Source organism: Streptomyces sp. NPDC001292 (genome assembly GCF_042896465.1).
In the GTDB taxonomy this organism is placed as follows: Bacteria; Actinomycetota; Actinomycetes; order Streptomycetales; family Streptomycetaceae; genus Streptomyces.
On record NZ_JBIAXG010000013.1, the window covers coordinates 74,621 to 92,943 of the forward strand.

Consider the following 18,323-nt stretch of genomic DNA (forward strand, 5'->3'; position numbering starts at 1 on the left):
TGTCAAAGCCGTGAAAAGCTCATGCCCTGCCGCGAGGTTCTCCCCCCAACTCCTCCCTGAGTACAGGGAGTTGACCTCGCCCGTGGATGCAGGAGACCCATGCCCGACCTGCCGAGCCCCAAGGACGCGACCGAGGCCGCGCTGTTCTCCGAGTGCTGGGACGCCGTGCTCTCCTACGCCGATCTGTGCACGGCCGGCTCCGGCGCGGCCGGGCAATTGGCCACGGAGGCGTTCGCGGCGGGACTGCGCGAGGTCAGGGCCGCCGAGGCCGGTGCGTCCAGGGGGCGCCGTACGCCCCGGCTGCCCGCGATTCCGTTGACGCTGACCGCCGTGCGCGCCACCGCCGCGTCCTGGGAGGCCGACGGACTCGGCGACCGGCTCGACCCGGACCTGCGCCTGTGGCTCAACTCCGAGAAGGCCGCCCGCTGGACCGGCCCGCCGCCGCACCGCCCGCTCGCCCTGCGCACCCTGCGGGACCTCCAGGAACCGGACGCCGCGCTGCTGTGGCTGGCCGAGGTGGAGGCGCTGCCGTCGACCGTGGTGGCCCGACGGCTGGGCCTCGACCCCGCGCTCGTGTCCGAGGAACTCGACCAGGTGCGGGCCCTGTTCCGGGACCGCTGCCGCCGCAACCACCTCGACACCCCGATGGACGCGGAGTGCCGTGGCTACGCCGGGCTGCTGGACGCGGTCACCCGTCCCGCGTCCGCCGCGGAGACCCCCGAGGACCTCTCCCGGCACCTCGCCACCTGTGAGGGGTGCGCCCAGGCCGCCGCCTGCCTGCGGCCGCACGGCGGCGGGCTGCCCGCGGCGCTGGCCGGCGGCGTCATCGGCTGGGGCGGCCTGGCCTACCTGGAGCGCCGCCGCCGGGCCGCCGAGGTGCGCCTCGGCGCCCGCCCCTCCGCGGCGGCGGACACCGGCGGGGAGCCGCAGGAGGGCGCCGCTCGGGCGCGGGTCGTGCGCGGCGGCCTGCTCGCCGCGGCGGTCGCCCTGTCCGGGCTGGCGCTGGCCGTGTCGATGATGCCGTTCGGCGGCTCCGCGAACGACGCCGCGCGCGGCGACGCCGGCCGCCGGCCGGTCGCCGACGGCCGCCCGGCCGGCGACCCCGACGCCCCGCCGGCCGTAGAGTCCCTGCCCTCCGCCTCCGTCGCGGCCTCGGTGTCCGCGGCCCACGAGTCGTCCGCGAGCGGCGCGGCGACCCGGTCCGGCCGCGCGAACCCCGACCCGGAACCGCAGGGCACCGCCTCGGCCACCGCCGACGGGGGCGACTCGCCCGACCCGGGGAGCGACGGACCGGAGACGGGAGACCCGGGGAGCGGCGGGACGGGAGTCTGCCGCGTCCACTACGACCTGACGAACCAGTGGACCGACGGTTTCCAGGCCAAGGTCACCGTCACCACCGCCCGCTCCCTGGACACCTGGCGCCTCGCCTGGTCCTTCGCCGACGGGCAGCGGGTCGGCCAGATGTGGGACGCGACCGTCGCCCAGAACGGCTCCCGCGTCACCGCCACCGCCGCCGACTACAACAAGTCCGTCCCCGCGAACGGCGCCCTGTCCTTCGGCTTCCTCGGCACCTGGCACGGCCGCAACTCCACGCCGTACGACTTCACGCTCAACGGCCACAGCTGCGCGACGGCCTGATCCCGGGGGCGCTGGCCGCCTGGTCCCAGGCCGCGGACGGACCGCCCGAGGAGTGACCCGAACGGCCCTGTCGGGTACCCGGGCGGCACATGGAGGGTGGGAGGGTGTGCCACCGGCACGCGGTACCCCCGACCCGCACGCGGTACCCCCCGACCGCTGTCCCGACCCGGAAGGAATCCCGATGTCCGTCGAGACGCAGCAGGCAGCCGCCGGGCTCACGGACGAGGAGCTCGCCACGCTGGACGCCCACTGGCGCGCCGCGAACTACCTCTCCGTCGGCCAGATCTACCTCATGGGCAACCCGCTGCTGGCCGAACCGCTGCGCCCGGAGCACATCAAGCCGCGCCTGCTCGGCCACTGGGGCACCTCGCCCGGCCTCAACCTGGTCCACACCCACCTCAACCGCGTCATCAAGGCCCGCGATCTGAACGCCCTGTGCATCTGGGGCCCCGGCCACGGCGGGCCCGCCGTGCTGGCCAACTCCTGGCTGGAGGGCTCGTACACCGAGACCTATCCGGACATCACACGGGACACGTCCGGCATGGCGCGGCTGTTCAAGCAGTTCTCCTTCCCCGGCGGGGTGCCCAGCCACGTCGCCCCCGAGACGCCGGGCTCCATCCACGAGGGCGGCGAGCTCGGCTACTCCCTCTCCCACGCCTACGGCGCCGCGCTCGACAACCCGGACCTGGTCGTCGCCTGCGTGATCGGCGACGGCGAGGCGGAGACCGGCCCGCTGGCCGCGTCCTGGCACTCCAACAAGTTCCTCGACCCGGTCGACGACGGAGCGGTCCTGCCGATCCTGCACCTCAACGGCTACAAGATCGCCAACCCCACCGTCCTGGCCCGCCTCCCCGAGGCGGAACTCGACGAACTGCTCAGGGGCTACGGTCACGACCCGATCCACGTCACCGGCGACGACCCGGCCGTCGTGCACCGCGCCATGGCCGCGGCCATGGACACCGCGCTCGACCGCATCGCCGCCCTCCAGCGCGCCGCCCGCACCGACGGCGCCACCGGGCGGCCCCGCTGGCCCGTGATCGTGCTGCGCACGCCCAAGGGCTGGACCGGCCCCGCCGAGGTCGACGGGCTGCCCGTGGAGGGCACCTGGCGCTCCCACCAGGTCCCCCTGGCCGGTGTCCGGGACAACCCCGAGCACCTGCGGCAGCTGGAGGAGTGGCTGCGCTCGTACCGCCCCGAGGAGCTGTTCGACGAGCACGGCGCCCCTCGCCCCGACGTGCTGGCCTGCGTCCCGCACGGCACCCGCCGGCTCGGCGCCACCCCGCACGCCAACGGCGGGCTCCTGCTGCGCGAACTGCCCCTGCCCCCGCTGGAGAAGTACGCCGTCGAGGTCGACAAGCCCGGCGCGACCCTGCACGAGCCCACCCGCGTCCTCGGCGACATGCTCGAGGACGTCATGGCCGCCACCACCGACCGGCGCGACTTCCGGCTCGTCGGCCCCGACGAGACCGCCTCCAACCGCCTCCAGGCCGTCTACGGTGCCAGCGGCAAGGCCTGGCAGGCCCTGACCCTGCCGGTGGACGAGCACCTCGACCCGCACGGCCGGGTGATGGAGATCCTCTCCGAACACACCTGTCAGGGCTGGCTGGAGGGCTACCTCCTCACCGGCCGGCACGGACTGTTCTCCTGCTACGAGGCCTTCGTGCACATCGTCGACTCGATGGTCAACCAGCACATCAAATGGCTGCGCACCACCCGCCGGCTGCCCTGGCGGGCCCCCATCGCCTCGTTCAACTACCTGCTGACCTCGCACGTGTGGCGCCAGGACCACAACGGCTTCTCCCACCAGGACCCCGGCTTCGTCGACCACATCCTGAACAAGAGCCCCGAAGCGGTCCGGGTCTACTTCCCGCCGGACGCCAACACCCTGCTCTCCGTGACCGACCACGCGTTGCGCAGCCGCGACTACGTCAACGTGATCGTCGCCGGCAAGCAGCCCTGCTTCGACTGGCTCTCCATGGAGCAGGCCACGGTGCACTGCGCGCGCGGCGCCGGCATCTGGGACTGGGCCGGTACCGAGGACGGCATCCGCGAACCGGACGTGGTGCTGGCCTGCGCGGGCGACGTGCCCACCCAGGAGGTGCTGGCCGCCGCCCAGCTGCTGCGCCGGCATCTGCCCGACCTGGCCGTGCGCGTGGTCAACGTCGTGGACATCGCCCGGCTGCTGCCCAGCGAGGAGCACCCGCACGGGATGACCGGCTTCGAGTACGACGGGCTGTTCACCCGGGACAAGCCGGTGATCTTCGCCTACCACGGCTACCCGTGGCTGATCCACCGCCTGGCCTACCGGCGGGCCGGCCACCCCCACCTGCATGTGCGCGGCTACAAGGAGATCGGCACCACGACCACACCGTTCGACATGGTGGTGAGCAACGACCTGGACCGCTACCGCCTGGTCATGGACGTCATCGACCGCGTCCCCGGCCTCGCGGTGCGCGCCGCGGCCGTCCGCCAGCGCATGGAGGACACCCGGCTGCGCCACCACGCCTGGATCCGGGAGCACGGCGTGGACCTGCCCGAGGTGGCGGACTGGTCCTGGGACGGCTGACCGGCGTGCCCCGGCGTGCCGGGCGGCGGGCAGGGTTCCACACCGGGCGGGCGCGGACCAGGGCCGACCGGCCCTGGTCCGCGCCCCCGCTTCGGGGAAGGATTCTTGAGGAAAGCCGACACATCACAAGGAGCGACCGATGGCGGACCGCGAGCAGGCCGGACCCGACACCCCGATCCGGGTCTTCCTCCTCGACGACCACGAGGTGGTACGGCGTGGGGTGCACGACCTGTTGAACGACGAACCGGACATCGCGGTGGTGGGCGAGGCCGCCACCGCCGACCAGGCCCTGGTGCGCGTCCCCGCCCTGCGCCCGGACGTGGCGGTGCTCGACGTCCGGCTGCCGGACGGCGACGGCGTGACCGTCTGCCGCGAGCTGCGCTCCCGCCTGCCGGAACTGGCCTGCCTGATGCTGACCTCCTTCGACGACGAGGAGGCGCTGCTGGACTCGATCATGGCGGGCGCCTCCGGCTATGTGCTGAAGCAGATCCGGGGCTCGGACCTGGTCTCGGCGGTGCGTACCGTGGCGAGCGGCCAGTCGCTGCTCGACCCCAGCGCCACCACGAAGCTGATGGCCCGGCTGCGCGGCGGACAGCAGCCGGAGGAGGAGCCGGACACGCTGCCCGGCCTGACCGACCGGGAACGGGAGATCCTGGCCCTGATCGGGGAGGGCCTGACCAACCGCCAGATCGGCCAGCGCCTCTACCTGGCCGAGAAGACGGTGAAGAACCACATCTCCCGCCTGCTCGCCAAGCTCGGCGTGGAGCGGCGCATCCAGGCCGCCGTCATCGCCACCCAGGCCAAGGACCGGCTGCGCGGGCAGAGCTCCTGACCTGCGTCCGGTGGTGCGGGTGCCTCAGGCGCGGCCCGTGTCCTGTGGTGTCGTCGCACCGGTGGATGACGTCGGTGCTCACCGACACCATGCCGTCGGCCCCGCCGCACAGGTGCTCGATCACCGGAATGAGGCTCCTGGCCTGCTGCGGGTGCCGGCGTGAGTGATGGTCACCGTGCACGGTTCCTGACGCAGCAAGGCACGCCTGGTTACGCTGCGGCCGTCGTGGAGCCACGCCCATGCTTCGTCCGAGGCGTCGGGGTCAAGCGCCGGTGAGATCGTGCGGAGCGCGATGCGGTCCCCTTCAGCGAGACCCGCCCGTCGGACACCGTGACCGTCATGTCCGCCGGGGTCAGCTCCAGGGTCCGCGCGAGCACGTCGTGGGTGATCGCGTCGAAGACGGCCTCGTCCCGGCGGAGGAAGACACGCAGCAGGTCGCCGCGGCTGACGATGCCCACCAGGGTGCCACCCTCGTCGACCACGGGTAGCCGCTTGACCCGGCGCGCGTCCATCAGGCGCGCGGCCTCCACGACGGTCCACTCGGGGCGCGCACACACCGCCGGTGCCGTCATCAGGTCCTCGGCGGTGCCGGTGTCGGACCCGCCGCGCTCCGCGCCCTCCGCCCGTGTCCCGGGCAGCGGACCGGCCGGGTCCGGGTGCCCGGCCACCGTGCGCGGCAGGTCCGCCTCGGAGACCACCCCGACGGGACGGCCCAGCTCGTCGACCACGGGCACGGCCGTCACCTCGTTGTCGGCCGGCACCTTGGCGACCTGCTTGAACGGCTGTCCCGGCGGACCCGGACGACTCCGCGGGTCATGAGGTCCTCCACCGTACGGTGTCGCATGACGTCTCTCCCTTCGGTCCGCTCGACCGGTTCGGGTGCGCCGGTCCACGGTTCGCGCGCGGGCCCGCACTCTGCGCGGTGGCGGCGGAGCACCCGCGCGGGCTTGGGCCCATCGCGCACGAGGACGGCGCCGTCCGTCCCTTCCGCAAGGGACGTCGGGCCCGTTGGTGCGAGCGGCGGGGACGGGCGATCCTGGAGGGCGGACCCCCTTGCCCGAGGGAGGCGTGGCCATGCACGCTCAGCTGGGCGACCGACTGGTCGTCGAAAGCCCGGTCACCGGCGCCGTCCGGCGCGACGGCGAGATCGTCGGCCTGCATCACGAGGACGGCTCCCCGCCCTACGACGTTCGCTGGTCCGACACCGGCGAGGTCACGCTGGTGTTCCCCGGGCCGGACGCACACGTCCAGCACCCGGGGCACGAGGAGACCGCGGCCTGCGGACAGGCCGCCGCGGAACCCTCCGGCGCCGGGGCGGCCCGGCCGGGGGACTTCGGCAGGCGACTGGCGGCCGCCCGCAGGAAGCGGGGACTGAGCCTGGAGGAGACGGCGGCCCGGGCCCGGATGTCCCCGCAGTACCTCGCCTATCTCGAGCAGCGCCCGTCGGCGCCGGGGACGGGCACCGTCGTGCGGCTGGCCGACGCGCTGGGCACCACACTGATCTCGCTGAGCGGCGGCGACCAGGACCTGCCACCCGGGCAGGGGCAGGCGCTGCTCCACCCCCGGCTGACCGATCTCGGCCCGAACGAGTGCCGGGCGCTGCTGTCCACCCACGGAGTGGGACGCGTCGCGCTGACCGCCCCGGACGGGCCCGCCGTCTTCCCCGTCAACTACGACGTGGTGGACGATGCCGTCGTCTTCCGTACCGCGCCCGATGCGGCTCCCGCCGCGGCCGTCGGCCACGAGGTGGCCTTCGAGGTGGACCACGTCGACGAGACGATGAGCCGGGGCTGGAGCGTGCTGGCGGTCGGCCGCGCCGAAGCGGTCACGGACGCCGAAGCGGTGCGCCGGCTGGAGGAGCGGGTCCACTCCGACCCCTGGGCGGGCGGGCCGCGGACACTGTGGGTGCGCATCCGCCCCGCCCGTCTCACGGGACGCCGCATCATCCCCGGGGGCCGGTGAGCGGGGCGGTCCGCCGAGCGCGACCGAAGCCTTCACGCACGGACGGGTCCCGTTCAGGCCTGGCTGGCCGGGATCGGGACACGAACGGACGGGAAGGACAATCCGCTTCTCGCGGATCCTGATTGCGCGGTGCGCGGCTCGCGCCGCTTCTCCGCGTCTTCCGGTCCTTCCCGTCACCTTCATGACACCACAAGGGCCGCCGCGGCACCAGGGCCGTCCGGCCCCGCCCGGGGTACTGGAGTGGCCCTTCGCCACGGCGCCGCCCCGGTCGGGCGGCCGCCGCCCCGGTCGGGACCTGCGGCCCTGCCGAGGGCCCGCTGAGCCCTTCCGCCCCGGCCGGGCGGCGAAGGAGGGTGGACGGGGAAGCGACAAGGGAGCCCATGGAGGAGTCGTCATGCGGACACCGGTAGTCGACGCGACCACCCTGGAGAGCCTGCTGTACTCGGCCGTGGCGGCTCCGTCGATCCACAACACCCAGCCCTGGCGGTTCGGCATGGACGCCGACACCCGGTCCATCCACGTCCGCGCGAACTCACGGTCGCTGCCGCTGACCGATCCGGGGCAGCGCGCCCAGCACCTCTCCGTGGGCGCGGCCGTCTTCAACCTCCGGGTCGCCGCGGCCCACCTCGGCTGGGACCCCGTCGTGACGCTCCTGCCCGACCCGGCCGACTCCGGCCTGCTGGCCACCGTCCGGCTGTTCGTGGCGGCACCGGACGCGGAGCCGTCGTACCGCTGCCTGTACGAGGCGGTCGCGCGTCGGCACACCAGCCGGATGCCCTTCACCGGGCGCCCGGTGCCGGAGCACATCGTGCTGGAGATGGTCAAGGCGGCGCGGATCGAGGGGGCGCACCTGGACGTCCCCGACTTCGCCGGCACCCGGCGCCTGCTGAGCCTGACCGCGCAGGCCGAGGCGCGCAACGCCGCCGATCCGGCCCGCACCGCCGAGACCAGGGCCTGGGTCAACGCGCCGGACGCGCGCCTCCCGCACGGCATTCCGCTCACCTCGCTGGGACCGCGGGACACGACCGGGCGGATGCCGATGCGGGACTTCACCGGTCCGCTGCCCGGGCTGCGTCCGCCCGCCCTGCGTTTCGAACGGCACGCGCAGGTGGCCCTGTTGTGGACGCCGCGCGACCGGCGGGAGGACTGGCTGCGCGCGGGGCAGGCGATGGAGCGGGCCCTGCTGGTGGCCACCCGGTACGGGGTGCGCACCTCGATGCTGCACCAGGCGATGGAGTGGCCCGACCTGCGGGTGACGATGGCCGCCCCGAGGCTCCGCTGCCGCCCCCACCTGCTGATCCGCTTCGGCTACGGCCCGGACGGCGGCCGCACCCCGCGCGCGGCCACCCGCGTGACCCCTGCCGACGGGACAGCCGGAGGTGGGACAACGGGCTGAACGCACACGACGAGCGGGCCGGGCGACGCAGCGAACGCGCGCCCCGGCCCGTCCACGTCCTCAACCAACACGTCCTCAACCAACCAGTGACGAGCGACCACTCAATTGGCGACGCGCAGATCCGTGAGCTCCCGTCCGGTGACCATCGTGGCCTCGATGCGGATGAAGACGTCCTCATCGATCGGCATCCAGGAGCGCGGTCCGGTCCGCAGGAGACGCTCGTGCTCGACCGGATCGGTCACCACGGTGGCCCGGCCGGTGACGACCACGCTCCAGCCCGACCGGCTCTCCGCGTCGAACGCGTCCGCCTCGAAGGCGACCACGACGCCGTCGACGGCGCGCACGAGGTCCGATCCGGCGGAGGTGCGCAGCAGCACGGACGCGTCCGCCGCCAGGGCGAAGTTGACGGGAAGCACCGCGGGCAGCGCATGCCGCGTGTAGACGACACGGCCCACCGGTACCTCGGCCATCAGGCGCAGGCACTCCTGCCGGTCCATCGAGCGAAAGCCATCATTGTCGGACACCCTTCCATGGTCGCCGCGCACCCGGCCTGCCGTTAGGGCCTGTTGGCCCACATCTTCGGCAGGATGCCGCCCGCCGCTTCGCGGGACGCGCCGGGCCGGTCGGTGGAATCCTTTGTGTTCGCGGGTGCCGACCGTGCCGTTCGCGCCGTGCGGACATGCTGGACGGCCCCCCAACCAGCCAGGTGTGATCCACCTGCGGGCACCAGGACGGGCCCAAATCCCCGCATGTTCGGAAATGGACCTGCAGCGCCTGCGGCACGGTCCACGACCGGGACCACAACGCCGCCATCGACATCAAGGCCGCCGGACTGGCGGTGACAGCCTGTGGAGCGAAGGCAGGACCGGAACGTGTTCCGGCACAGCGCGGTGAAGCAGGAAGCCACGGAATCCGAACCGGAGTCCGCGTAGCGGCACAGCACCGGACCGGAAGGCCGGAATCCTCGGGCTCCAGCCCGAGGAGCAAGTCAAAACCACCGGCAGACCATCCCCCCTGGTTCCGGTCCATCTTCGCCCTCCACCGCGCCCGGACCTGATGAGCGGCGCGCCGCTGCTCTTCCAACTGCACGCCCTCAGCGCCCTGTTGCTCTTCGCGGCCTGGCCCTTCACCCGGCCGGCCCACATGCTCACCGCGCCGGCGGACTGTCTCACCCGCCCCTACGTCGTCCACCGCAGCCGCGAGCCCCGCCTCGGCGCGAGGCGCCCCGGCGCGGCTGGGAGCGCATCGGATGACGGCGGGCGGCACACCGTAATTCGGTGGCGCCGCTTTCCCGCGCTCCCCTACGGTGAGGCTCGCATCACGCGGAGGCCGTCGGCCGCCGCCGGTTCGCTGAGTGCGCTGAGAAAGAGGAGGTGTGACCCATGGCTGTCTCGGTGATGGGCGCTGCCCGCAACCACAGGACCATCCACTCCACCTCCGCGGCCACCGGCTGACACCTCCTGCCACGCCCGCGCGAACCGGCGCGGGCCGTCGGGGCCGCCCTCGTGAAGGGTTCCCCCTTGCGTTCCTCCGCTTCTTCCGTTCCGTCCTCCGCCTCGCCGCACCCTCTCGCCCCCTACGGCTGGGACGAGGGCTGGGAGACGGTCTTCACCCCGTACACCGCCGAAGGCCTGCTGCCGGGCCGGGTGATCCGTGTCGACCGGGGGCAGTGCGACGTCGTCACGGCCGGTGGCGTGCTGCGCGCCGACACCGCGTTCGTCACCCCGCACGACCCGATGCGGGTGGTGTGCACCGGAGACTGGATCGCCGTCGAACCCGGCGGCAACCCGCGCTACGTCCGCACGACACTGCCGCGCCGCACCGCCTTCCTCCGCTCCACCTCCTCCAAGCGGTCCGAGGGCCAGATCCTCGCCGCCAACGTCGACCACGCGATCATCGCGGTGTCCCTCGCGGTCGAACTCGACCTCGGCCGCATCGAGCGCTACCTGGCGCTGGCCTGGGAGTCGGGCGCGCAGCCGCTGATCGTGCTGACCAAGGCCGACCTGGTGCCGGACGCGACAGGGCTGGGGTATCTCGTCCAGGACGTGGAGACGAGCGCGCCCGGGGTGCCGGTGCTGCCGGTCAGCGCCGTGGCCGGGGACGGGCTCGACGTCCTCCTCGCCGTCGTCTCCTCGGGGACGTCCGTGCTGCTCGGCTCGTCCGGTGCGGGCAAGTCCACGCTCGCGAACGTGCTGCTCGGCGACGACGTCATGGCCGTACAGGCCGCGCGGGAGGTCGACGGCAAGGGCCGGCACACGACCACCACCCGCAACCTGCTCGCGCTGCCGGGCGGGGGTGTGCTGATCGACACCCCGGGGCTGCGCGGAGTGGGCCTGTGGGACGCCGAGAGCGGGGTCGGACAGGTGTTCTCGGAGATCGAGGAACTGGCCGGGCGGTGCCGGTTCCACGACTGCGCCCACCACAGCGAGCCCGGGTGCGCGGTGCTGGCCGCCGTCGACGCCGGTGAGCTGCCCCAGCGGCGGCTGGAGAGCTACCGCAAGCTCCTGCGCGAGAACCAGCGCATCGTCGCCAAGACCGACGCGCGGCTGCGCGCGGAGATCCGACGGGACTGGAAGCGCAAGGGCGCCGAGGGCCGGGTGGCGATGGAGGCCAAGCGGGGGCGGTGGCGCTAGCGCCGTCGGGCCTGTGCGTCACGCCGGGCGCAGTGTCCGATTTCCGCCAGCGTCAGCCCCGCGCGGAGGCGGACACTGGACGGCGTGATGGACGAGGACACCAGGTACGAGGCCGTACGCAGCCGGGACGGCCGGTTCGACGGCGAGTTCTTCTTCGCCGTCGAGACGACCGGGATCTACTGCCGTCCCAGCTGCCCGGCCGTGACCCCCAAGCGGCACCACGTGCGGTTCTACGCCACGGCCGCCGCCGCGCAGGGCGCGGGCTTCCGCGCCTGCCGGCGCTGCCGCCCGGACGCCGTGCCCGGCTCCGCCGACTGGAACGTACGGGCGGACGCCGTCGGGCGGGCCATGAGGCTGATCGGCGACGGCGTGATCGACCGGGAGGGCGTCGCCGGGCTCGCCACGCGGCTCGGCTACAGCGAGCGGCAGGTGCGCCGGCAGCTCACCGCCGAGTTGGGCGCAGGGCCCGTCGCGCTCGCCCGCGCCCAGCGGGCGCACAGCGCGCGCGTCCTGCTCCAGACCACGGACCTGCCGGTCACGCGGATCGCGTTCGCGGCCGGGTTCGCCAGTGTGCGGCAGTTCAACGACACGATGCGCTCCGTCTACGCGGCGACCCCCAGCGAACTGCGCGCCACCGCCCGCAGGGCAAGGGGCCGCCGCCCCGCGGCACCCATCGCCGGGATCCCGCTGCGGCTCGCCCACCGGGGCCCCTACCAGGCCGGCCCCGTCTTCGACCTGCTGGAGCGCGAGGCCGTGCCCGGCGTCGAGGAGATCGGCGGCGTGCCCGGCCGGCGGACCTACCGGCGCACCCTGCGACTGCCGTACGGCACCGGGACCGTCGCCGTCGACGAGCGCTCCCGCGCGCCGCGGGCCGGGTCCGGCGCGCACCCCGGCGGCTGGCTGGAGGCCCGGCTCCACCTGACCGACCCACGCGACCTGACCACGGCCGTGCAGCGGCTGCGCCGGCTGTTCGACCTGGACGCCGACCCGTACGCCGTCGACGAGCGGCTCGGCGCCGACCCGCGGCTGGCCCCGCTGGTCGCCGCCCGGCCCGGCCTGCGCTCGCCGGGCTCGGCGGACCCGCCGGAGACGGCGGTCCGGGCGCTGGTGGGACCGGCGGCCGCCGCGGAGCTGGTACGGCGCTACGGCAAGGCGCTGGACGCTCCCAGCGGCACGCTGACCCACCTCTTCCCCGAGCCGGCCGTCCTCGCCGAGGCCGAGCCGGACGGACCCCTGGGCGCCCTGGCCGCCGCCCTCGCCGACGGCACGGTGCGGCTGGACCCGGGCGCCGACCGCGACGACACGCACCGGGCGCTGCTCGCCCTGCCCGGCCTGGATCCGGACACGGCCGCCGCGATCCGTACCCGGGCCCTCGGCGACCCCGACGTGGCCCCGCCCGGTGCGGAGGCCCCCGGAAGCTGGCGCCCCTGGCGCTCGTACGCCCTGCGGCACCTGAGTGCCGCCGAAAAGCTGGAGACCACCCCATGACCACGCACACGCACGGGACGTCCACTGGTAGGACGTACTGGACCACCCTCGACAGCCCGCTGTGCCCCCTGCTGTTGACCGCCGACTCCTCCGGCGCGCTGACCTCGCTGTCCGTGCCCGGCCAGAAGGGCGGTCGCGAGGTCCAGGCCGCCTGGCGGCACGACGCCGGGCCCTTCCGCGAGGCGGAGGAGCAGCTCCGGGCCTACTTCGCCGGTGAACTCAAGGAGTTCCGGCTGCCGTTGCGCACCTTCGGCACCGCGTTCCGGGAACGGGTGTGGGCCGCCCTCGACGACGTTCCGTACGGCTCGACCACCACGTACGGCGAGATCGCCGCCCGTATCGGCGCTCCCCGCGCCGCCGTTCGGGCCGTCGGCGGAGCCATCGGCGCCAACCCGCTCCTGGTGCTGCGCCCCTGCCACCGCGTGATCGGCGCGGACGGTTCCCTGACCGGCTACGCGGGCGGCCTGGAGCGGAAGGTGCGGCTGCTCACGCTGGAGGGCGCGCTGCAGGCGCGTCAGCCGTGCCGCTCCCGGGCCACCCAGCCCCGTTCGTAGGCGTGCCAGCCCAGTTGCAGCCGGGTGCTCACCCCGGTCAGCTCCATCAGCCGCTTCACCCGGCGCTGCACGGTCCGCAGGCCCAGGTCGAGCTGCTTGGCGACGCTGGCGTCGGTCAGGCCGGCCAGCAGCAGCGACAGCACCTCCAGGTCGACGGCGTCGGGGCCGTCCCGGCCCTCCTCGGTGAGGCCGGACGCCCCGAGCCGAAGCGGCAGCGCCTCCCGCCACACCGACTCGAACAGCCCGTACAGCAGCTCCAGCAGGCCGCTGGCGTGCACGACCAGCGCGGTGGGCTCGGGGGCGTGCGAGATGAGCGGCACCATGGCGAGCGTCCGGTCGGCGACGACCAGTTTGGTCGGTACGGTCTCGACGACCCGCACCTGTTCGTCGCGGCTGAGTGCGGCGGTCAGCTCGGTGACGCCGTTCGGCTGGTTCAGCACGGCGTGTTCGAGTACCACCCGGTAGCGGACCCCGCGGGCGGCCGCCTGCTCCTCGGCGTGGTTCTCCATCGAGGAGACGGCGACCGGGTTGCCCGTGACCAGCGCGCACACCTCCTCGCTGGCCCCGAGCTGGAGCTGGAGGAAGCGCTGCGCGACCGCGGGTGCCCCGGTCACCACCTCGACCAGGTCGTGCACCGCCGGCTCGGAGGCCGCCGCCCGGTACTCCTCGGCGAGCAGCGTGGCGGCCAGTTCCGCCCTCTCCAGCTCGTACCGCTGCTGGGTGAGCAGGGCGCCCAGCGCCACCCCGGGCGGCGCGGCCACCCAGCGGCCGGGCCGGGCCGAGGACTGGGCCGCGAGTCCGTACCGCTCCAGGCGGCGCAGGGCGTGCTCGGTGTCCCGCTCGCCCAGCATCAGCCGCCGTGCGAGATCGGGCACTTCGGCGGCGCCCACGGACACCAGGGCCCGGTACGCCGCCTCGTGTGTCTCGTCCAGGCCTATCGCTGCCAGCATCAGCTGCTGTCCCCTCCCTTTTTCGGATCCCCCGGCATCACGTTCACGCGGCGCGTCGGCGGTGGCGGGAAACAGCCACGGCGCAAACCCGCCGCGGCACATCATCGCTGTACCACCGGTCACTCTGACAAGGTGGCGCCACCGAAGCGCCGACGGGTACCGCGGTGCCCGGCCGCGGGCGTGGCCTGCACGGATACGCACCCCGTGCGGTGGCCGGGGCATCTGGCGGCTCGGCCCGCAGCGCCCGGGCCGGGCACCGCGGGCCGCGTCGGGGTGCCGCGGACGGCGGTGTTTCGGCCGTCCAGACCGTGATCCGGACCAGGGTCACCCGGGCGTCGCCGGGCGGTTCTCCCGTGGGGGGTGGGGCCGCCCGGCGACTTCGTCCCGCCGCGGGGCCGTTCGGCGCCCCCGATTTGCCGATGCCCCGTTCTCACAGGGCCCGTGCGGTGGACAATTGGCGGCATGAGCCAGCAGGGGGGAAGGCCCACCGGTCAAGAGGACGACTGGTGGGGGCAGTTGTACGACGACTCCGCCGGGGACACCGGCCCCACGGCCGGAGCGGATTCCCTGGACGACCGCTTCGCCTCCGCGTCCGGGACGGTCGGCGGCCCCCCGCCCACGCCGGGTCCGACGGTACCCGCCCCACGCCCACCCGACCCCACCCCGGACCCGGAACCGGCCTGGTGGCAACACATCCCCGAGGACGCCCCACCCCCAGCAACCTCCTCGCCCGAGGGACCGGCACCGGGGGCTGCCGGGCCGGGGAAGCCTGAGCGGCCACCGCAGCCGCCCGCCCCGGCCGAGGGGCCGGCTCTGGGGGTTGCCCGGGACTCCCGGCTGGTGGAGCCGGGGCGTTCGTCGCAGTCGCCCGCGCCGGCCGAGGGGCCGGCTCCGGGGGCTACCCGGGGTTCCGGGCCCAGGGCGCCGGAGCGGCCGGCTCAGCCGCCCGCTTCCGCCGAAGGGACGGTCGAGGGCCGGTCGTCGGACTCCGCCGAGTCGACGCCCTGGAGCGTCACCGACTCCGGCTCGGGCGGCCCCTCGCCCAGGGACGCCGCCGACCAGGCCGGCTCCGCCGCGAGGCGGCCTCCGTCCGCGCCCCCGCCTCCGTCCGCGCCCCCGTGGCCTTCTTCGCCTCCGTCCGTGCCCTCGTCCTCGTCTCCGCCTCCGTCCGCGCGCTCGGCTCCTTCTGCACCTCCGTCCTCACCTCCGCCTCCGTCCGCGCCCCCGCACGCTTCTCGGCCCCCGTCTGCTCCCTCACCCCCTTCCGCACCTCCGTCCGCTTCTCCGTCTTCCTCCGTGCCCCCGCAGCCCTCCGCACCTCCCTCGCCGCCGGAGCACCCGGCCGTCGGGGCCGTGGGCGGCTCCGGGCGTGAGGGGGGCCGGGGGGAGGCGCACGCCGCACCGGCCGCCGTGGAAGCGCAAGCCGTACCGGGCGGCGGGGAGGCGGAAGCCGTACCCGGCGTCATGGGGGCGCAAGCCGTACGGGGGGTCCGGGGTGCCGAAGTCGCCGTCGGCTACGTCGGGTCCGGGCCGCCCACCTACGCGGCCGAGCCCAGCGCGTTGCCGGTGGCTGATCCGGACGGGCCGGACGTCGCGGTGCCGGACACCGTGCTGGACGGGGCCGCCTACGGGTCCTGCACGCTGCGGGCGGTGTCGATCCGGGGGGATTCGGCACGGTACCGGGGCGAGTCGCGGCGCGACGCGCTGCTCACCGCGCGCTTCGGCGCAGGGGACCAGGCGCTGGTGCTGGTCGCGACGGCCACCGGCGCCCGCGCCACCCCGGGGGCGCACCGCGCCGCCGCCGAGGTGTGCCAGTGGATCGCACAGGCCGTGGGCCGCAGCCACGCACGCCTGGCCGAGGACATCCGCGCCGCCCGGCGCGGCGACCTGAAGTCGGGGCTGCACCGCCTCACCGACCGCAGCCTCGGCAGACTCCGCGCGGGCGCCGCCGAACAGGGCGTCGCCCCGGAGCGGTACACGGCCACCCTGCGCTGCCTGCTCCTGCCCGCCGACCCCGAATGCCGCGTCCGGGTCTTCTTCGGCGTCGGCGCGGGCGGCCTGTTCCGGCTGCGTGAGGGCGAGTGGCAGGACATCGAGCCCGGCGTCGCCGAGACGCCCGGCCACCCCGTGGTCGGCTTCGGCTCGCGGCCGCCCGAGACCCCGGACGGCGACCGGCTCACCATGGACCTCGGCATCACCACCCCGCCGAACCCGTCCGACCCGGCCCCGGAACCACCCCGCGAACCCTTCCGCTTCCGCGCCTCCGTGGCCCAACCGGGTGACACGCTCCTGATGTGCACCGCCGGTCTGGCCGACCCGCTCCGCGGCGAGCCCGAGCTGTGCGCCCACCTCGCCCGACGGTGGTCCGAGCCCGCCCCGCCGGGCCTCGCCGCGTTCCTGGCGGACGCCCAGGTGCGGGTCAAGGGATACGCGGACGACCGTACGGCCGCGGCCGTGTGGGAGGCGTGAACGCCGGGGCTGTGCCTTCATGGATGCGGAGGATCCGCGGCAGACCGAAGGGGTGCCGAGAGCCATGGCCAAGCAGAGCGTCGCAGAGCAGTTCGTCGACATCCTCGTCCGCGCCGGAGTCAAACGCCTGTACGGCGTGGTCGGAGACAGCCTCAATCCGGTCGTCGACGCGGTCCGCCGCAACGCCGCCATCGACTGGATCCACGTCCGCCACGAGGAGACCGCCGCCTTCGCGGCCGGCGCCGAGGCCCAGATCACGGGCCGTCTGACGGCCTGCGCCGGTTCCTGCGGGCCCGGCAACCTGCACCTCGTCAACGGCCTGTACGACGCCCACCGCTCCATGGCCCCGGTACTCGCCCTCGCCTCGCACATCCCCTCCGGCGAGATCGGCCTCGGGTACTTCCAGGAGACCCACCCCGACCGGCTGTTCGCCGAGTGCAGCCACTACAGCGAGCTGATCTCCAACCCGAAGCAGATGCCCCGGCTGCTCCAGACGGCCATCCAGAACGCGGTGGGCCGCAGCGGCGTCAGCGTGGTGTCGCTGCCCGGCGACATCGCCGCCCAGCCCGCGCCCGAGAAGGCCGCCGAGACCGCCATCGTCACCTCACGGCCCACCGTCAGGCCCGGCGACGCCGAGATCGACCGCCTCGTCGAGATGATCGACAAGGCCGAGAAGGTCACCCTGTTCTGCGGCAGCGGCACGGCCGGCGCGCACGCCGAGGTGATGGAGTTCGCCGAGCGGATCAAGTCCCCGGTCGGGCACGCGCTGCGCGGCAAGGAGTTCATCCAGTACGACAACCGGTACGACGTCGGCATGAGCGGGCTGCTCGGCTACGGCGCCGCCTACGAGGCCACGCACGAGTGCGACCTGCTGATCCTGCTCGGCACCGACTTCCCGTACAACGCCTTCCTGCCCACCGATGTGAAGATCGCCCAGATCGACGTCCGGCCCGAGAACCTCGGCCGCCGCTCCCGGCTCGACCTCGCGGTGTGGGGCGATGTGAAGGAGACCCTGCGCTGTCTCGTTCCGCGGGTGCGGGTCAAGACCGACCGGCGCTTCCTGGACCGGATGCTCAAGAAGCACGCGGACGCCCTGGAGGGGGTCGTCAAGGCGTACACGAGGAAGGTGGACAAGCACGTCCCGATCCATCCCGAGTACGTGGCCGCCGTCCTGGACGAAGTGGCCGACGACGACGCCGTGTTCACCATCGACACGGGCATGTGCAACGTCTGGGGCGCCCGTTACCTCTCGCCCAACGGGCGCCGCCGCATCATCGGTTCCTTCTCGCACGGCTCGATGGCCAACGCGCTGCCGATGGCGATCGGCGCGCAGTTCACCGACCGCGGCCGCCAGGTGGTGTCCATGTCGGGGGACGGAGGCTTCGCCATGTTGATGGGCGACTTCCTGACCCTGGTGCAGTACGACCTGCCGGTGAAGGTCGTCCTGTTCAACAACTCCTCACTGGGCATGGTGGAGTTGGAGATGATGGTGGCGGGCCTGCCCTCCTACGGGACGGCCATGAAGAACCCCGACTTCGCCGCCGTCGCCCGCGCCTGCGGCGCCCACGGCATCCGGGTGGAGAAGCCCAGGCACCTCGCCGGCGCCCTGAAGGAGGCCTTCAGCCACAAGGGCCCTGCCCTCGTGGACGTCGTCACCGACCCCAACGCCCTGTCGATCCCACCGAAGATCAGGGCCGAGATGGTGACCGGGTTCGCGCTGTCGGCCTCGAAGATGGTGCTGGACGGAGGCGTCGGCCGGATGGTGCAGATGGCGCGCTCCAACCTGCGCAACGTGCCCCGGCCGTAAGCCCGTCGGGACACGGGAGCGCCACAAC

Annotated in this window: 14 protein-coding genes and 2 pseudogenes; 13 read left to right on the top strand and 3 right to left on the bottom strand. The window is 74.1% G+C overall.

Going from position 1 to position 18,323, the window contains the following annotated elements; all coding sequences use genetic code 11:
- Positions 1-99: 99 nt before the first annotated feature.
- The 3 genes from ACFY4A_RS16430 to ACFY4A_RS16440 all read left to right on the top strand — a co-directional run bounded on the left by ACFY4A_RS16430 (position 100) and on the right by ACFY4A_RS16440 (position 5,036).
- Positions 100-1,638, top strand: a complete 1,539-nt coding sequence (locus ACFY4A_RS16430; RefSeq protein ID WP_390830115.1) for a cellulose binding domain-containing protein — start codon at positions 100-102, stop codon at positions 1,636-1,638.
- Positions 1,639-1,819: 181 nt separating this feature from the next.
- Positions 1,820-4,204 carry a phosphoketolase gene (locus tag ACFY4A_RS16435; protein WP_390830116.1) on the top strand — a complete coding sequence of 795 codons (2,385 nt, stop codon included), beginning with the start codon at positions 1,820-1,822 and terminating at the stop codon, positions 4,202-4,204.
- A gap of 139 nt (positions 4,205-4,343) precedes the next feature.
- A complete protein-coding gene (locus ACFY4A_RS16440) occupies positions 4,344-5,036 on the top strand; it encodes a response regulator (RefSeq protein ID WP_390830117.1) in 693 nt (230 codons plus the stop codon).
- Positions 5,037-5,515: 479 nt separating this feature from the next.
- Here ACFY4A_RS16440 and ACFY4A_RS16445 read toward each other — a convergent pair.
- A pseudogene (locus tag ACFY4A_RS16445) lies at positions 5,516-6,112 on the bottom strand (CBS domain-containing protein); the annotation flags it as partial.
- Between ACFY4A_RS16445 and ACFY4A_RS16450 the strand changes: the two are divergent.
- Positions 6,111-6,998 (top strand): pyridoxamine 5'-phosphate oxidase family protein, encoded by an 888-nt coding sequence (locus tag ACFY4A_RS16450; RefSeq protein WP_390830118.1) that lies wholly within the window; start codon positions 6,111-6,113, stop codon positions 6,996-6,998. The pseudogene ACFY4A_RS16445 and the gene ACFY4A_RS16450 overlap by 2 nt on opposite strands.
- Before the next feature lie 394 nt (positions 6,999-7,392).
- Positions 7,393-8,394 carry an Acg family FMN-binding oxidoreductase gene (locus ACFY4A_RS16455; protein WP_390830119.1) on the top strand — a complete coding sequence of 334 codons (1,002 nt, stop codon included), beginning with the start codon at positions 7,393-7,395 and terminating at the stop codon, positions 8,392-8,394.
- A gap of 101 nt (positions 8,395-8,495) precedes the next feature.
- Here ACFY4A_RS16455 and ACFY4A_RS16460 read toward each other — a convergent pair whose 3' ends face one another.
- Positions 8,496-8,918: a pyridoxamine 5'-phosphate oxidase family protein gene (locus ACFY4A_RS16460; RefSeq protein ID WP_390830120.1), complete on the bottom strand. Its 423-nt coding sequence runs from the start codon at positions 8,916-8,918 to the stop codon at positions 8,496-8,498.
- A gap of 239 nt (positions 8,919-9,157) precedes the next feature.
- Between ACFY4A_RS16460 and ACFY4A_RS16465 the strand changes: the two are divergent.
- The 5 genes and pseudogenes from ACFY4A_RS16465 to ACFY4A_RS16485 all read left to right on the top strand — a co-directional run.
- Positions 9,158-9,451: pseudogene (locus ACFY4A_RS16465) on the top strand (hypothetical protein); the annotation flags it as partial.
- Complete coding sequence (locus tag ACFY4A_RS16470) at positions 9,451-9,792, top strand: respiratory nitrate reductase subunit gamma (protein ID WP_390830121.1); 342 nt, start codon at positions 9,451-9,453, stop codon at positions 9,790-9,792. The pseudogene ACFY4A_RS16465 and the gene ACFY4A_RS16470, both read left to right, overlap by 1 nt.
- A 122-nt stretch (positions 9,793-9,914) precedes the next feature.
- On the top strand, positions 9,915-11,027 hold the full coding sequence (rsgA, locus tag ACFY4A_RS16475) for a ribosome small subunit-dependent GTPase A (RefSeq protein ID WP_390830122.1): 1,113 nt from the start codon (positions 9,915-9,917) through the stop codon (positions 11,025-11,027).
- Positions 11,028-11,114: 87 nt separating this feature from the next.
- The gene (locus tag ACFY4A_RS16480; protein WP_390830195.1) at positions 11,115-12,515 is read left to right on the top strand and encodes a DNA-3-methyladenine glycosylase 2 family protein; all 1,401 of its coding nucleotides are present in this window, start codon (positions 11,115-11,117) and stop codon (positions 12,513-12,515) included.
- Entirely contained in the window at positions 12,512-13,069 is a 558-nt protein-coding gene (locus ACFY4A_RS16485; protein WP_390830123.1) for a methylated-DNA--[protein]-cysteine S-methyltransferase, read from the top strand. The genes ACFY4A_RS16480 and ACFY4A_RS16485 overlap by 4 nt, the downstream gene beginning before the upstream one ends.
- Here ACFY4A_RS16485 and ACFY4A_RS16490 read toward each other — a convergent pair.
- A complete protein-coding gene (locus ACFY4A_RS16490; protein WP_390830124.1) occupies positions 13,030-14,019 on the bottom strand; it encodes a helix-turn-helix transcriptional regulator in 990 nt (329 codons plus the stop codon). The two genes, ACFY4A_RS16485 and ACFY4A_RS16490, sit on opposite strands and share 40 nt — an antisense overlap.
- Positions 14,020-15,137: 1,118 nt before the next feature.
- Between ACFY4A_RS16490 and ACFY4A_RS16495 the strand changes: the two genes are divergently transcribed.
- The 3 genes from ACFY4A_RS16495 to ACFY4A_RS16505 all read left to right on the top strand — a co-directional run bounded on the left by ACFY4A_RS16495 (position 15,138) and on the right by ACFY4A_RS16505 (position 18,295).
- Entirely contained in the window at positions 15,138-15,392 is a 255-nt protein-coding gene (locus ACFY4A_RS16495; RefSeq protein ID WP_390830125.1) for a hypothetical protein, read from the top strand.
- Positions 15,393-15,429: 37 nt separating this feature from the next.
- Positions 15,430-16,488 (top strand): protein phosphatase 2C domain-containing protein, encoded by a 1,059-nt coding sequence (locus ACFY4A_RS16500; protein WP_390830126.1) that lies wholly within the window; start codon positions 15,430-15,432, stop codon positions 16,486-16,488.
- A gap of 64 nt (positions 16,489-16,552) precedes the next feature.
- Complete coding sequence (locus ACFY4A_RS16505) at positions 16,553-18,295, top strand: pyruvate dehydrogenase (RefSeq protein WP_390830127.1); 1,743 nt, start codon at positions 16,553-16,555, stop codon at positions 18,293-18,295.
- The last annotated feature ends 28 nt before the right edge of the window (positions 18,296-18,323 follow it).